This is a genomic window from Pantoea sp. JV6 (genome assembly GCF_025910055.1).
Taxonomy (GTDB): domain Bacteria; phylum Pseudomonadota; class Gammaproteobacteria; order Enterobacterales; family Enterobacteriaceae; genus Pantoea; species Pantoea agglomerans.
In genome coordinates, this window is sequence record NZ_JAPCIM010000012.1 from 453,902 (window position 1) to 468,845 (window position 14,944).

The following is a 14,944-nucleotide window of genomic DNA, read 5'->3' on the forward strand; positions in this document are numbered from 1 at the left end:
ATTCTCTTAGTAGACCAGAACGGCACGACGGTTTTTAGAATACGCTGCTTCGTCATGACCCAGAACGGCTGGCTTCTCTTTACCGTAAGATACGATAGACATCTGATCAGCCGACACGCCTTTACCCTGCAGGTACATTTTAACCGCGTTAGCACGACGTTCGCCCAGGGCGATGTTGTATTCCGGCGTACCGCGCTCATCCGCATGACCTTCGATGGTCACTTTGTATGACGGGTTGCTGCGCAGGAAGGTTGCATGCTGATCCAGCATCTGTGCGTAATCAGACTGAACGTCATACTTGTCCAGGCCGAAGTACACGATGTTGTTCTGCTGCAGCTGCTGCATCTGCAGACGAGCCTGCTCGTCAGAAGACATGTTGCCGCCGTTGCCGTTCATGCCAGAATTTGCACCGTAAGCGCCGCCATCAGCGCCCATGCCAGTCTGGTCATTGTTGTTGTTCTTGTGTGAGCTACAAGCCGCTACTGCCAGAACCGGCAGAGCCAGCATCAAACCCTTCAGCACTTTGTTCAGTTGCATTTCAAAATCCCATTATTGTTTATTGTTTGTGATGTCTGAACTGTCAGACATTACAGATACGGCGACCAGGCAGGAAATTTTACCTGTCCATCAGTTGCCGGAAGACGCGCTTTGAAACGGCCGTCGGTAGAAACCAACTGCAACACGGAACCCATACCCTGAGTAGAGCTGTAGATTACCATTGTGCCATTGGGTGCCAGGCTCGGCGTTTCATCCAGGAACGTGTCCGTTAACGTTTGAACGGCTCCCGTTTCCAGATCCTGTTTGGCGACGTGTTGAGCACCACCGTTGGTGCTAATCATCACCATTGACTTACCATCTGTTGCGACATCCGCATCCTGGTTCTGACCGCCTTCCCAGGTAATACGTTGTGGCGCGCCACCGTTAAGTCCGACTTTGTAGATTTGTGGAGCACCAGCCTGATCGGAGGTGTAAGCCAGCGTCTGGCTGTCCGGGAACCAGGTTGGTTCGGTGCTGTTATAGCGACCATCGGTAATCTGACGCGTCTGACCTGAGGCCAGATCCATCACATAGAGGTTCAGGCTGCCGGTTTTAGAGAGCGCGAACGCCAGCTTAGAGCCATCCGGCGAGAACGCTGGGGCACCGTTGTGACGTGGATAGGAGGCGATCTGACGGATAGCACCGTTCGACAGCGTCTGAACCACCAGCGCAGATTTGCCGCTTTCAAAGGTCACATAAGCGACTTTGCTGCCATCCGGAGACCAGGCTGGCGACATCAGAGGCTGTGGTGAACGATGCACGACAAACTGGTTGTAACCATCGTAGTCAGCAACGCGCAGTTCATACGGGAACTGGCCGCCGTTGGTCTGCACCACATAGGCGATACGGGTACGGAAAGCGCCCTTGATGCCGGTCAGCTTCAGGAACGTTTCGTCACTGGCCGTATGAGCGGCATAACGCAGCCACTGCTTCGTCACTTTATAACTGTTTTGAGCCAGCACGGTACCGGGTGCACCGCCGGTGTCGACCAGCTGGTACGAAACCTGATAGCTGCCATCCGGGTTAGACGCGACCTGACCGACGACCACGGCATCAATGCCGAGTGCACTCCACGCGGCAGGCTGAACTTCCTGCGCGCTGGCAGGCTGCTGTGGCAGACGCGAGCGATCCAGTGGATTAAATTTGCCACTGTTGCGCAGGTCAGCTGCAACGATGCCGCCGATATCTTCCGGCGCTGCGCCAGCACCGGCCCATTTAAACGGCACCACGCCAATCGGGCGCGCAGTGTTGACACCCTGGGTGATCTCAATTCGAACTTCTGCATGCAGCATGGCTGCCCACAGCAGGATAAAAAAGCCTAACGTAACGCGAAGAGCTTGCTTCATTTTATCTCCCTTATCTGAACCTCAGTCCACGATAATTGGCACTGTTCCTGGAAACCACGAGTACAACTTAAGTACGGCACGCTAAACATAGATCAACTTGCCGCCCGTTACTGCATTATTGCGGTTTAAAACGCATTGGGGCGTTTTTAAACACTTCGTAGACCGCCTGCGAAGGCGGCTTCGGAATACGTGCCTGTTTTGCGGCAGCAATCGCGGCCTGACAGAGCGCGGGATCGCCACCCTCTGACTTAACATCAATCAACAAGCCATCAGGCGCAAGTTTAATCCGCAAATCACAGGTTTTTCCGCGATACAGATCCGCATCATAGAATCGGCTCTGAATCGCACTCACAACCTGACCCATGTAGGAGTTGATTTCCGCGCCTGATGCACCCGCTTTCTTCTGGTTTCCCTGCCCTGCTGCGCCGCCAGAGGTGCCGCTTTTCGGTGCATTTTTACCGGAAGCGAGTCCACCCAGCAAATCATCGACATCGCTGTCGTTGGCCGCATCGGCGGCGGCTTTCGCTTTAGCATCCGCTTTGGCCTTAGCGGCAGCATCGGCTTTGGCTTTCGCCGCGGCATCGGCTTTCGCTTTGGCGGCAGCTTCCGCCTTCTCTTTGGCGGCCTCTTTAGCCGCTTCCGCTTTCTCTTTTGCGGCTTCTGCGGCTTTCTCTTTCGCCGCCTCTGCGGCTTTTTCTTTGGCTTCAGCAGCTTTTTGTTTAGCCTCTTCAGCCGCTTTGGCTTTGGCATCCGCCGCCGCTTTCACTTTGGCTTCAGCTGCGGCTTTCGCATCTGCTTCAGATTTCGCCTTCGCTTCCGCAACGGCTTTCTCTTTTGCAGCAGCGGCAGCGGCGGCTTTCGCCTGCTGATCAGCCTGCTTCTTTGCTTCGGCTGCGGCCTGTTTCGCCTGCTCAGCCGCGGCTTTTGCCTGCGCATCTGCCTGAGCTTTTGCATCCGCTTTGGCTTTGGCAGCCGCCGCTTCCGCCGTTTTTTGCTGCTCCTGCGCCTGCTTAGCAGCGTCTTCGGCAGCCTTCTGCTGCTCAGCCTGCTGTTTTGCCTCTTCTTTCGCGGTTTCCTGCGCGGCTAAACGCTCTTTTTCCAGCGCTTTCAGACGCTGCTGTTCAGCAGCCTGTTTCTGTTGCAGCTCTTCAGCCTGCTGCTGCGCCTGCTTTTTACGCTGCTGCTCAGCCCGCTGGCTGTCACTTTGCTGGTTCTGCTGACGATTGTATTGACTCACGACGGCACCGGGATCGACCATCACTGCATCAATATCACTGCCTCCGCCACCCGCACTGCTGGCGTCAATGTGCTCATTAAACGAGCTCCAAATCAGCAGCGCGATCAGCACGATATGCAGAATCACCGAAATGATTATCGCGCGCTTTAACTTCTCGTTTTGCTCGGTTGCCTTCGACACACTCGGTTCCCAAAAAACGGTTCGATTTTAAATCGGCTGCGTCATCAAACCGACAGATTTAACACCCGCCTGGTGCAGCAGGTTGAGCGCTTTAATAATTTCATCGTAAGGCACCTCTTTCGCGCCCCCGATCAAAAAGACCGTCTTAGGATTCGCTTCCAGTCGACGCTGCGCTTCGCTGATTACCTGCTCTGGCGGAAGTTGATCCATACGATCGTGATCCACGACCAGGCTGTACTGACCCACGCCCGCCACTTCGACAATCACCGGCGGATTATCATCGCTGGCAACGGTTTTCGAATCGGTCGCATCAGGCAGATCCACTTCCACGCTCTGGGTAATAATGGGCGCCGTTGCCATGAAGATCAGCAACAGCACCAACAGGACGTCCAGTAGCGGAACGATGTTGATTTCCGACTTCAGGTCGCGGCGTTTGCGACCACGTACTCTGGCCATCATTAACCTCTATTTACTTAGCGCTATCGCTGGAGAAAGCCTGGCGATGCAGAATGGCAGTGAACTCTTCCATGAAGTTGTCGTAGCCCTGCTCCAGTTTGTTCACGCGCTGGTTCAGACGGTTGTACGCCATCACCGCCGGAATTGCGGCAAACAGACCGATAGCGGTCGCAATCAACGCTTCAGCGATACCCGGTGCAACCATCTGCAGGGTTGCCTGCTTCACGGCACCCAGTGCGATAAAGGCGTGCATGATCCCCCAGACGGTGCCGAACAGTCCGATATAAGGGCTGATAGAACCGACGGTGCCGAGGAATGGAATGTGGTTTTCCAGCGCTTCCAGCTCACGGTTCATCGAGATGCGCATCGCACGGCTCGCACCATCAATGACCGCTTCCGGCGCATGGCTGTTGGCGCGATGCAGGCGGGCGAACTCTTTAAAGCCGGAATAGAAAATCTGCTCCGAACCGCCCAGTTCTTCCCGGCGCTCCTGGCTCTCCTGATAGAGGCGCGAGAGTTCGATGCCGGACCAGAATTTGTCTTCAAACGCCTCCGCTTCTCTTCCCGCCGCATTCAGAATACGTGTGCGCTGAATAATGATGGCCCAGGAGGCAATAGAAAAGCCGATCAAAATCAACATGATAAGTTTGACCAGAAGGCTCGCCTTCAGGAACAAATCAAGAATGTTCATGTCAGTCACTGCTTGAACTCCGCGACAATAGACTTGGGAAGCGCAATCGGCTTCATTAGATGTGGGTTAATGCAGGCAATCAGGACTTCTGCCTCATTGAGCACTTTGCCTTCAGTATTCACGATACGCTGAGTGAACGTCATGGTAGCCCGTGTCATTGATGTGACCTCGCTCTGGATCTCCAGAAGGTCATCAAGACGCGCCGCCGCCAGATAGTCCACCGATATACGCCGTACCACAAAAGCGATCTGCTGTTCTAACAGCGTCTGCTGATTGAAATGGTGCTGTCGCAACATTTCAGTACGTGCTCGTTCATAAAAAGCGATATAGCTGGCGTGATAAACCACACCACCGGCATCAGTATCTTCGTAGTAGACCCGAACCGGCCAGCGAAACAGCGTTGTACTCACTCTACATCCCGGCCTCGTTTTAAACGTTGTTACTATACGCAAGAGAATTGGGGTTGGGAATGGCTCGTCAGAGCCAGGCGAAAATAATTATCGCTCCGTAACAAACGGAACGATTTCAGGGAGATTAATTGACCAGACGCTGACAAAAATTCACTGACAGCGCCGATGAGACGGGGTCTTAAAGATAAAAACGGTAAAGCGCAATAAATAGCACCAGCATGGCGGGTAACGGGGCAAACAGCGCCTGCCATCGGGTTTGCTGTGGCCGGAAGCCCACACCGTGGATCACCCCACTGCAGACCGCCCAGATCAGCACCAGCCCCTGCAGAGCCGGTAACTGGCCTGCCTGACTGGCAAAGCGTGTCGGATCCCACATCACGCCGCCTGCGGTCAGCAGCGCCAGCAGCAGTGAAAGGGCCCGTAACGGGCCCTTATCCATCAGATCATACAGCATCCGAATTAGCGTTCGCATCAGTGAGGCTCATCCTGCGCTTCAATGTGCTCAATCGCCAGCGCGGTCACGATACCAAAGGCACAGGCCAGCAACGTGCCGAGAATCCAGGCAAAATACCACATGCGACGTCTCCTTAATTAATAGAGTGAGTGACTGTTGCTTTCAATATGCTCTTTGGTGATACGACCAAACATCTTCCAGTAGCACCAGGTGGTGTAGGCCAGAATGATCGGCACAAAGATAGCGGCGGCAACGGTCATGGTTTGCAGCGTCAGCAGGCTGGACGTTGCGTCCCACATGGTCAGGCTCATACCCGGCACCGTGCTGGATGGCATGATGAACGGGAACATTGCAATGCCGGCTGTCATGATGACGCAGGCCAGCGTCAGTGAGGAGAACAGGAACGCCCAGGCGCCCTTCTCAACCCGCGAGCAGAGTATGGTCAGCAGCGGCAGCACAGCGCCCAGCAGCGGGAACAGCCACAGCACAGGGTGGTTCTGGAAGTTGACCATCCAGGCACCCGCTTCGCGCACCACGGTTTTGCCCAGTGGGTTAGAAGCAGCGAAGTGATCCATGGTGCTGGTCACCACATAACCATCGATACCATATTTCACCCAGACGCCCGCCAGGATAAAGCAGACCATCATCACCAGGGCGGCAAGTTGTGCTGCGGTGCGTGAACGCAGATGCAGTTCGCCGGTAGTGCGCATCTGCAGATAGGTTGCACCCTGCGCCAGAATCATCGCCACACTGACCACACCTGCCAGCAGACCAAACGGATTCAGCAGCTGGAAGAAGTTACCGGTATAGAACAGGCGCAGATACTCATCGGCATGGAACGGCACGCCCTGTAACAGGTTGCCAAACGCTACGCCGATCACCAGCGGCGGCACGAAGCTGCCAATGAAAATCCCCCAGTCCCAGGCACCGCGCCAGCGATTGTCTTCAATCTTCGAACGGTAATCGAAGCCAACCGGACGGAAGAACAGCGACGCGAGCACCAGAATCATCGCCACGTAGAAGCCAGAGAAGGCTGCCGCGTAAACCATCGGCCAGGCGGCAAACAGCGCGCCACCTGCGGTGATCAGCCAGACCTGGTTACCGTCCCAGTGTGGGGCGATACTGTTAATCATGATACGACGTTCAGTATCATTCCGGCCCAGAATGCGCGTCAGCATCCCGACACCCATATCAAAACCATCTGCGACGGCAAAGCCAATCAGCAGCACGCCAATCAACAGCCACCAGACAAAGCGCAGAACTTCATAATCAAACATGGTCGCTCTCCTTATCCCTGTACCGGCTGGGTGATTGCCGTGATCTGCTCATGATGATAACGCCCGGTTTTCAGGCTGCTCGGCCCAAGGCGGGCGAATTTGAACATCAGGTACATCTCAGCCACCAGGAACATTGTGTAGAGTCCGCAGATCAGGATCATTGAGAACAGCAGATCGCCAACGGTCAGGGAGGAGTTGGCCACCGCAGTCGGCAGCACTTCACCGATAGCCCAGGGCTGACGACCATACTCCGCCACAAACCAGCCTGATTCGATAGCGATCCACGGCAGCGGAATACCAAACAGCGCCGCTTTCAGTAACCAGCGATTTTTACCGATGCGGTTACGCAGTACGCTCCAGAACGCCAGCGCGATAATGCCCAGCAGCAGTACGCCACACAGCACCATGATGCGGAAGGCGAAATAGAGCGGAGCGACACGCGGGATAGAGTCCTGCGTCGCCTGTTTAATCTGCGCTTCGGTCGCATCAGCCACGTTGTCGGTATAACGCTTCAGCAGCAGACCGTAGCCGAGATCCTGTTTGTGGCTGTTGAACGCGTCACGCACCGCCGGATCCTGGCTGCCACCGCGCAGCTCATTCAGCAGGGCATAGGCTTTCATGCCGTTGCGGATGCGCACTTCATGCTGTGCCATCAGATCTTTCAGGCCGGTGACCGGCGTATCGGTTGATCGGGTGGCGATCAGGCCCAGCAGCCAGGGGATCTGTACTGCGTATCGGTTCTCCTGAGTGGCCTGATCGGGCAGGCCAAACAGGGTAAACGACGCCGGTGCCGGCTGGGTTTCCCACTCCGCTTCGATAGCGGCCAGTTTGGTTTTCTGCACGTCACCCATTTCGTATCCTGACTCATCGCCCAGAACGATGACTGACAGTACCGCCGCCATGCCAAAGCTGGCCGCGATAGCGAACGAGCGTTTAGCAAAGGCGAAGTCACGGCCTTTCAGCATGTACCAGGCGCTGATGCCCATAATAAACATCGCTCCGGTGGTGTAACCGGCTGCCACGGTGTGCACGAATTTCACCTGCGCGACCGGGTTCAGCACCAGCTCTGAGAAGCTGACCATCTCCATGCGCATGGTTTCGAAGTTGAACTCAGAGGCGATCGGGTTCTGCATCCAGCCGTTAGCCACCAGAATCCACAGCGCCGACATGTTTGAGCCCAGCGCCACCAGCCAGGTGACGGCGAGGTGCTGCACTTTGCCCAGGCGATCCCAGCCAAAAAAGAACAGGCCAACAAAGGTGGATTCCAGGAAGAACGCCATCAGACCTTCGATGGCGAGCGGCGCGCCGAAGATATCGCCGACGTAGTGAGAGTAATATGACCAGTTAGTCCCGAACTGAAATTCCATGGTCAGGCCGGTGGCGACACCCAGCGCAAAGTTAATACCAAATAACTTGCCCCAGAACTTCGTCATATCTTTATAGATTTGTTTGCCGCTCAGGACATATACCGTTTCCATGATCGCCAGCAAAAACGCCATACCCAGCGTTAAAGGGACGAACAGAAAATGGTACATCGCCGTTAAGGCAAACTGTAACCGCGACAGCTCGACGATATCTAACATAAGGACTCCTTGCTCCTCGCTTTGTCTCCGTCACGCGCGCGATCAGATCGAACGCAATCAGAGTCAGCAACGACTGTTTATTGATTCCAGTTTTTTATTACCCGCAGAACAGGTCTGTGAGCTGCCCGAACAGGCGAGTAGCGAATGAAGCAGCTCAGAAAATTGTCAATCAGCGCTTTCGTTAACGCGTGCTTTAACAGGAGGAAAGCGGGTGTTATCCCGGGTTGAGCAGACGTTTGAAAATTTGTGTAAAAGGCTGGATTGATGCAGCGCAATTTACGCCCTTAGCGTTGCGCTTTGCCAGAGATATAGTTGGATATAAGTCGCGATTAATTGATCTGGATTAACGCAATAAGTTTCCAGATAGAGTCAGGTAGGTTTCTTGTTAATGAGATGTCAGTAATGAAATAAAGCGCGAAGGAATAATTTACCTTTGACACTTTTTCTTAACGTGATGAGCCGCGGGCCGGTTATTTAACCGCGCACTCTTCTCTTTAGCTTCCTGCGTTATGCCTCTCATTTACAGGCATAAAAAAAGCCACCCGAAGGTGGCTCAGTCTCAGATGACGCTGACTTATTTAGCAGGTAATACGGCTTTAACTGCGTCACCGATATCCGCCAGGCTGCGGACAGTTTTCACGCCTGCCGCTTCCAGCGCAGCAAATTTCTCATCTGCTGTACCTTTACCACCGGCAATGATGGCGCCAGCATGGCCCATACGCTTGCCTTTCGGCGCGGTGACGCCAGCAATGTAGCCTACAACCGGCTTGGTCACGTGCTCTTTAATGAAGGCTGCAGCTTCTTCTTCTGCGCTACCGCCGATCTCACCGATCATCACGATAACTTCAGTCTGTGGATCATCCTGGAACATTTTCAGGATGTCGATGAAGTTAGAGCCTGGGATCGGGTCACCACCGATGCCAACGCAGGTTGACTGGCCGTAGCCGATATCCGTGGTCTGCTTAACCGCTTCATAGGTCAGGGTGCCTGAACGTGACACGATACCAACGCGGCCCGGCTGGTGAATGTGACCCGGCATAATGCCGATTTTACATTCGCCTGGGGTGATAACGCCTGGGCAGTTTGGACCGATCATCCGCACGCCTGCTTCATCCAGCTTCACTTTCACGGTCAGCATATCCAGGGTCGGGATGCCTTCGGTGATGGTGATGATCAGTTTGATGCCCGCGTCGATCGCTTCCAGGATGCCATCTTTACAGAAAGGAGCCGGAACGTAGATCACAGTGGCGGTCGCGCCTGTTGCTTCTACCGCTTCGCGAACGGTGTTGAACACAGGCAGGCCGAGATGGGTCGTGCCACCTTTGCCTGGCGTCACGCCGCCAACCAGTTGGGTGCCGTATGCCAGCGCCTGCTCAGAATGGAAAGTCCCCTGGCCACCGGTGAAACCCTGGCAAATGACTTTGGTGTTTTTGTCGATCAGAATGGACATTATTTACCCTCCGCGGCAGCAACAACACGCTGTGCGGCGTCTGTCAGGCTGGTTGCTGCAATGATGTTCAGACCGCTGTCCGCCAGTTTCTGGGCGCCCAGCTCGGCGTTGTTACCTTCCAGACGTACCACAACTGGCACGTTCACACCCACTTCAGCGACTGCGCCGATGATGCCGTCGGCAATCAGGTCGCAGCGTACGATACCGCCGAAGATGTTAACGAATACGGCTTTAACCGCATCGTCAGACAGGATGATTTTGAAGGCTTCGGTCACGCGCTCTTTGGTTGCGCCGCCGCCGACATCAAGGAAGTTGGCCGGTTGACCGCCGTGGTGTTTAACGATGTCCATGGTGCCCATCGCCAGACCTGCGCCGTTAACCATACAACCAATGTTGCCTTCCAGCGCAACATAGTTCAGTTCCCACTGTGTCGCATGGGCTTCACGCGGATCTTCCTGGCTTGGATCGCGCATTTCGCGCAGCTCTGGCTGACGGAACAGGGCATTGCCATCGGCACCCAGTTTGCCATCCAGGCAGATCAGGTCGCCCTGTTTGGTGATCACCAGCGGGTTGATCTCAACCATCGCCAGATCGCGCTCCAGGAACAGTGTCGCCAGACCCATGAAGATCTTGGTGAACTGGCCAACCAGCTTGCCAGTCAGGCCAAGTTTGAACGCCAGCTCACGGCCCTGATAAGGCTGCGGGCCAGTCAGTGGATCCAGCGCCATTTTGTGGATCAGGTGCGGGGTCTCTTCCGCCACTTTTTCAATTTCCACGCCGCCTTCAGTTGAGGCCATGAAAATTACGCGACGCGTTGCGCGATCGACCACAGCGCCCAGATAGAGCTCCTGATCGATATCGGTCGCCGCTTCAACCAGAATCTGGTTTACCGGCTGGCCGTTTGCGTCTGTCTGATAGGTGACCAGGCGTTTGCCCAGCCAGTTTTCAGCAAAAGCGCGAATCTCTTCTTTGCTGTTAACCACTTTCACACCGCCCGCTTTACCGCGGCCACCGGCATGAACCTGACATTTAACTACCCACGGGCCTGCGCCAATTTTAGAGGCTGCTTCTTCCGCTTCACGTGGTGTAGTACAGGCGTAACCCGTTGGTGCCGGCATGCCATACCGTGCAAACAGTTGTTTCGCCTGGTATTCGTGTAAGTTCATGATGTTCTATCCATTCAGGTCTGAAAAGAGTAATGAGGTTGGGCGCGCGGCAAGGCGCGCCCGGTGAAAATCAGACATCCAGCAGCAGGCGCGCCGGATCTTCCAGCATCTCTTTCACTGCAACCAGATAACCAACTGATTCACGGCCATCGATCAGACGGTGGTCGTAGGAGAGCGCCAGATACATCATCGGCAGCACCACAACCTGACCATTGACCGCCATCGGACGATCTTTGATGGCGTGCATGCCCAGGATGGCGCTCTGCGGTGGGTTGATGATCGGGGTGGACATCAGTGAACCAAAGACGCCGCCGTTGGTAATGGTAAAGTTACCGCCGGTCAGATCCTCAACTGTCAGTTTGCCGTCACGGCCTTTCACTGCCAGCTCTTTGATTTTCTTCTCGATGTCCGCCATGCTCAGCGCATCCACGTCACGCAGGACGGGTGTAACCAGACCACGTGGCGTAGAGACCGCAATGCTGACGTCGAAGTAGTTGTGGTAAACCACATCTTCACCATCGATAGAAGCATTCACTTCCGGATAGCGTTTCAACGCTTCAACAACCGCTTTGATGTAGAAGGACATAAAGCCCAGACGTACACCGTGACGCTTCTCGAAGGCCTCACCATACTGCTTACGCAGATCCATGATGGGCTTCATGTTGATTTCGTTGAAGGTGGTCAGCATCGCGGTGCTGTTCTTCGCTTCCAGCAGACGCTCGGCAACACGCTTACGCAGACGGGTCATCGGCACGCGTTTTTCGCTGCGGTTAGCCACTGGCTGCTGCGTGGCGGCCGCATCAGCAGCTGGCGCAGCGGCTTTGGCAGCCTGCGGTTTGTTGGCCAGATGTTTTTCAACATCTTCACGGGTCAGACGACCACCAACACCGCTGCCTTTGATCTGCGAGGCATCAAGATTGTGCTCTGCAATCAGACGACGGATAGCCGGGCTGAGCGCATCGTTGCTCTCTTCTTCCAGTGACGCAGTCTGACGCTGAGCCGGGGTAGACTCTTTGCTTTCAGACTTCGCGCTGCTCTCTTTACCGGCGCTGTTGCCCTCTTTCAGACGACCCAGGATCTGGCGGGAAGTGACGGTGGCGCCCTCTTCTTCCAGAACGGCTTCCAGGATACCGTCCGCAGAGGCTGGCACTTCCAGTACAACTTTGTCAGTTTCGATTTCGACCAGCACTTCATCGCGAGTGACTGCATCGCCTGGTTTTTTATGCCAGGTTGCCACAGAGGCATCGGCAACCGATTCAGGCAGGTCGGGAACGAGAATATCTACGCTACTCATTATCTTTCCTTTTAATTAATTAACGTTCAGCGCGTCATTAACCAGGTCTTGCTGCTGTTGTTGGTGTACGGACATGTAACCCACGGCCGGTGAGGCGGATGCCGGGCGGCCTGCATAACGTAAAGTGGCACCAAACGGCACAACTTCACGGAAATGATGCTGGCTGCAATACCAGGCGCCCTGATTCAGTGGCTCTTCCTGACACCAGACAAAATCCTGCACGTGAGCATACGCTTTTAATGCTTCCTGTACCGCGTGATGCGGGAACGGATAGAGCTGCTCGATGCGCACGATAGCCACATCGGTCTGCTCATTTTTACGACGCTGCTCCAGCAGGTCGTAATAGACTTTACCGGAGCACAGCACGACGCGTTTCACGCCCTGCGGATCCAGATCATCGACTTCGCCAATCGCAGGCTGGAAGCTGCCGTTAGCCAGTTCATCCAGCGTGGAGATCGCCAGTGGATGACGCAGCAGTGATTTCGGCGACATCACAATCAGCGGACGGCGCATACCGCGCAGCGCCTGACGACGCAGCATATGGTAAACCTGCGCAGGGGTAGACGGCACGCAGACCTGCATGTTCTGCTCAGCGCAGAGTTGCAGATAACGTTCCAGGCGCGCAGAGGAGTGCTCTGGCCCCTGACCTTCATAACCGTGCGGCAGCAGCATCACCAGGCCACACATCCGGCCCCATTTCTGCTCACCGGAGCTGATGAACTGGTCGATAACAACCTGTGCGCCGTTGGCGAAGTCACCAAACTGCGCTTCCCAGATGGTCAGGATGCGCGGCTCTGCGGTGGCATAACCATATTCAAAGGCCAGTACCGCCTCTTCTGACAGCACGGAGTCCCACACTTTGAACTGACCCTGACCGCTGTGCACGTGGTGCAGAGGGGTATAGGTTGAGCCGTTCGCCTGGTTATGGACTACCGCGTGACGATGGAAGAAGGTTCCGCGACCGGTATCTTCACCCGACAGACGCACCGGAATGCCTTCATCAACCAGCGTGGCATATGCCAGGTTTTCCGCGCCGCCCCAGTCAAAGGCTTTCTCGCCTTCAGCCATCAGGCGACGGTCGTTGTAAATCTTGGCAACACGCGACTGCACTTCCACCTCTTCCGGCACCTGGCTGATACGCAGCGCCAGCTCCTTCAGACGTTTCATGTCGACCTGAGCCGGGTAAGGTTCATCCCACTCATGATTCAGGTAAGGTGACCAGGTAAAGGAGTGCAGGCTCATTGGACGCCATTCCGGCACCACACACTCACCCGCATCCAGCGCGTCACGGTAGAGATTGACCATTTCGGTCGCATCTTCCTGCGTGGCAATGGCTTCACCTTCCAGACGGTCGGCATAGATTTTACGCGGCGTCGGGTGTTTTTTGATTTTCTGGTACATCAGCGGCTGGGTCGCACTTGGCTCATCCGCCTCGTTGTGACCATGACGGCGATAGCAGACCAGATCGATAAACACATCACGCTTAAAGGTGTTGCGATAGTCGAGCGCCAGGCGGGTCACAAACGCGACCGCTTCCGGATCGTCAGCATTGACGTGGAAAATCGGTGCCAGCACCATTTTGCCGATATCGGTGCAGTAAGGGGTCGAACGCGCATCTTTCGGGTTGGAGGTGGTGAAGCCAACCTGGTTGTTGATGACGATGCGAACGGTACCGCCCACTTCATAACCGCGCGCCTGTGACATGTTCAGAGTTTCCTGAACCACGCCCTGGCCAATCACGGCCGCATCACCATGAATGGTGATCGGTAAGACTTTATTGCTGGCTGGCTCATCCAGACGATCCAGACGGGCACGCACTGAACCCATGACCACCGGGCTGACGATCTCCAGGTGCGACGGGTTAAACGCCAGCGCCAGGTGAACCAGGCCGCCTTCGGTTTCCACGTCAGACGAGAAGCCCATGTGGTACTTCACGTCACCGGTGCCCAGATGCTCTTTGTGCTTACCGGCGAACTCGTCGAACAGATCCTGTGGCTTTTTACCCAGCACGTTGATCAGCACGTTGAGACGGCCACGGTGCGCCATACCCAGTACGACTTCACGGGTTCCGCTCTTACCGGCATGACGGATCATTTCGCGCAGCATCGGAACCAGTGCATCGCCGCCTTCCAGCGAGAAGCGTTTGGCACCCGGGAATTTCGCTCCGAGATATTTTTCCAGCCCTTCGGCCGCGGTCAGCTCTTTCAGGAAACCTTTTTTCTCTTCATTGCTGAAGGCTGCACGGCCCGCGACTGACTCAAGACGCTGCTGAATCCAGCGTTTCTCATCAGTGTTGTTGATGTGCATATATTCTGCACCGATCGAGCCGCAGTAAGTCTGAGTCAGCGCCTCGAACAGTTCGGCCAGCTTCATGGTCTCTTTGCCAATGGCAAAAGAGCCGACGTTAAAGCTTTCCTGAAAATCGGCCTCGGTCAGATCGTGAAAAGCGGGATCGAGATCGGCTACCCGGTCCTGTTTCCACAGACCAAGCGGGTCAAGATTGGCGTGCTGATGACCGCGGAAACGAAACGCGTTAATCAGCTGCAGCACTTTTACTTGCTTGGAGTTGGTTTCAGGATCGGAGACAGATGAGGTGTAACGAGATGCGTCTTTCGCCAGGCGACGGAAGTACTCACGTGTGGTGGAGTGAAACTGCTCAGGTTTCATTCCGGTGCCCGGTAACTGCTGGAACATCGAGCGCCACACTGCATCGACAGAGTCAGGATCGGTCAGGAAATCCTCATAGAGCTGCTCTATGTAAGACTGATTCGCGCCGGCCAGCCAGGAAGAGTCCAGCCAGGGCTTCATCGCGCTGTTCTGCATTGTGATCCCTTAAGCATTGCTATGCTTTTTTGAGGTTTCA

14 protein-coding genes are annotated in these 14,944 nt (G+C 55.2%); all 14 read right to left on the minus strand.

The genetic code is table 11. From position 1 onward, the window contains the following. Window positions 1-6 precede the first annotated feature (6 nt). The 14 genes from pal to sucA all read right to left on the minus strand — a co-directional run bounded on the left by pal (window position 7) and on the right by sucA (window position 14,904). Complete coding sequence (gene pal / locus OK412_RS12405) at window positions 7-537, minus strand: peptidoglycan-associated lipoprotein Pal (RefSeq protein WP_010260771.1); 531 nt, start codon at window positions 535-537, stop codon at window positions 7-9. A 50-nt stretch (window positions 538-587) separates the two neighbouring features. Then, complete coding sequence (gene tolB, locus OK412_RS12410; RefSeq protein WP_010260769.1) at window positions 588-1,883, minus strand: Tol-Pal system beta propeller repeat protein TolB; 1,296 nt, start codon at window positions 1,881-1,883, stop codon at window positions 588-590. A 115-nt stretch (window positions 1,884-1,998) separates the two neighbouring features. Further along, window positions 1,999-3,300 carry a cell envelope integrity protein TolA gene (tolA, locus tag OK412_RS12415; protein WP_022626037.1) on the minus strand — a complete coding sequence of 434 codons (1,302 nt, stop codon included), beginning with the start codon at window positions 3,298-3,300 and terminating at the stop codon, window positions 1,999-2,001. A gap of 27 nt (window positions 3,301-3,327) precedes the next feature. After that, on the minus strand, window positions 3,328-3,756 hold the full coding sequence (gene tolR, locus OK412_RS12420; protein ID WP_010260764.1) for a colicin uptake protein TolR: 429 nt from the start codon (window positions 3,754-3,756) through the stop codon (window positions 3,328-3,330). A 13-nt stretch (window positions 3,757-3,769) separates the two neighbouring features. Continuing rightward, on the minus strand, window positions 3,770-4,456 hold the full coding sequence (tolQ, locus tag OK412_RS12425) for a Tol-Pal system protein TolQ (RefSeq protein ID WP_010260762.1): 687 nt from the start codon (window positions 4,454-4,456) through the stop codon (window positions 3,770-3,772). Then, a complete protein-coding gene (gene ybgC, locus OK412_RS12430; protein ID WP_010260759.1) occupies window positions 4,453-4,857 on the minus strand; it encodes a tol-pal system-associated acyl-CoA thioesterase in 405 nt (134 codons plus the stop codon). The genes tolQ and ybgC overlap by 4 nt, the downstream gene beginning before the upstream one ends. Window positions 4,858-5,035: 178 nt before the next feature. Continuing rightward, complete coding sequence (gene ybgE, locus OK412_RS12435; protein ID WP_010260756.1) at window positions 5,036-5,329, minus strand: cyd operon protein YbgE; 294 nt, start codon at window positions 5,327-5,329, stop codon at window positions 5,036-5,038. Continuing rightward, complete coding sequence (cydX, locus tag OK412_RS12440; protein WP_010260755.1) at window positions 5,329-5,433, minus strand: cytochrome bd-I oxidase subunit CydX; 105 nt, start codon at window positions 5,431-5,433, stop codon at window positions 5,329-5,331. Before cydX ends, ybgE begins: the two co-directional genes overlap by 1 nt. A gap of 15 nt (window positions 5,434-5,448) precedes the next feature. After that, entirely contained in the window at window positions 5,449-6,588 is a 1,140-nt protein-coding gene (gene cydB, locus OK412_RS12445; RefSeq protein ID WP_022626041.1) for a cytochrome d ubiquinol oxidase subunit II, read from the minus strand. A gap of 11 nt (window positions 6,589-6,599) precedes the next feature. Beyond that, window positions 6,600-8,171, minus strand: a complete 1,572-nt coding sequence (gene cydA, locus OK412_RS12450) for a cytochrome ubiquinol oxidase subunit I (protein WP_010260749.1) — start codon at window positions 8,169-8,171, stop codon at window positions 6,600-6,602. Window positions 8,172-8,745: 574 nt separating this feature from the next. Beyond that, window positions 8,746-9,621 (minus strand): succinate--CoA ligase subunit alpha, encoded by an 876-nt coding sequence (sucD, locus tag OK412_RS12455; protein WP_010260744.1) that lies wholly within the window; start codon window positions 9,619-9,621, stop codon window positions 8,746-8,748. After that, window positions 9,621-10,787 (minus strand): ADP-forming succinate--CoA ligase subunit beta, encoded by a 1,167-nt coding sequence (gene sucC / locus OK412_RS12460; protein WP_003853151.1) that lies wholly within the window; start codon window positions 10,785-10,787, stop codon window positions 9,621-9,623. The genes sucD and sucC overlap by 1 nt, the downstream gene beginning before the upstream one ends. A gap of 70 nt (window positions 10,788-10,857) precedes the next feature. After that, complete coding sequence (gene odhB / locus OK412_RS12465; protein WP_264353221.1) at window positions 10,858-12,081, minus strand: 2-oxoglutarate dehydrogenase complex dihydrolipoyllysine-residue succinyltransferase; 1,224 nt, start codon at window positions 12,079-12,081, stop codon at window positions 10,858-10,860. Between the two features lie 15 nt (window positions 12,082-12,096). Beyond that, a complete protein-coding gene (gene sucA / locus OK412_RS12470; RefSeq protein WP_010260738.1) occupies window positions 12,097-14,904 on the minus strand; it encodes a 2-oxoglutarate dehydrogenase E1 component in 2,808 nt (935 codons plus the stop codon). Between the last annotated feature and the right edge of the window lie 40 nt (window positions 14,905-14,944).

What these genes read in the sequence shown, in the direction of transcription:
- cydA (WP_010260749.1), bottom strand. Translation starts at nt 8,171, where the DNA reads ATGTTAGATATCGTCGAGCTGTCGCGGTTACAGTTTGCCTTAACGGCG.
- ybgE (WP_010260756.1), bottom strand. Translation starts at nt 5,329, where the DNA reads ATGCGAACGCTAATTCGGATGCTGTATGATCTGATGGATAAGGGCCCG.
- tolB (WP_010260769.1), bottom strand. Translation starts at nt 1,883, where the DNA reads ATGAAGCAAGCTCTTCGCGTTACGTTAGGCTTTTTTATCCTGCTGTGG.
- sucC (WP_003853151.1), bottom strand. Translation starts at nt 10,787, where the DNA reads ATGAACTTACACGAATACCAGGCGAAACAACTGTTTGCACGGTATGGC.
- pal (WP_010260771.1), bottom strand. Translation starts at nt 537, where the DNA reads ATGCAACTGAACAAAGTGCTGAAGGGTTTGATGCTGGCTCTGCCGGTT.
- tolR (WP_010260764.1), bottom strand. Translation starts at nt 3,756, where the DNA reads ATGGCCAGAGTACGTGGTCGCAAACGCCGCGACCTGAAGTCGGAAATC.
- sucA (WP_010260738.1), bottom strand. Translation starts at nt 14,904, where the DNA reads ATGCAGAACAGCGCGATGAAGCCCTGGCTGGACTCTTCCTGGCTGGCC.
- cydB (WP_022626041.1), bottom strand. Translation starts at nt 6,588, where the DNA reads ATGTTTGATTATGAAGTTCTGCGCTTTGTCTGGTGGCTGTTGATTGGC.
- cydX (WP_010260755.1), bottom strand. Translation starts at nt 5,433, where the DNA reads ATGTGGTATTTTGCCTGGATTCTCGGCACGTTGCTGGCCTGTGCCTTT.
- sucD (WP_010260744.1), bottom strand. Translation starts at nt 9,621, where the DNA reads ATGTCCATTCTGATCGACAAAAACACCAAAGTCATTTGCCAGGGTTTC.
- odhB (WP_264353221.1), bottom strand. Translation starts at nt 12,081, where the DNA reads ATGAGTAGCGTAGATATTCTCGTTCCCGACCTGCCTGAATCGGTTGCC.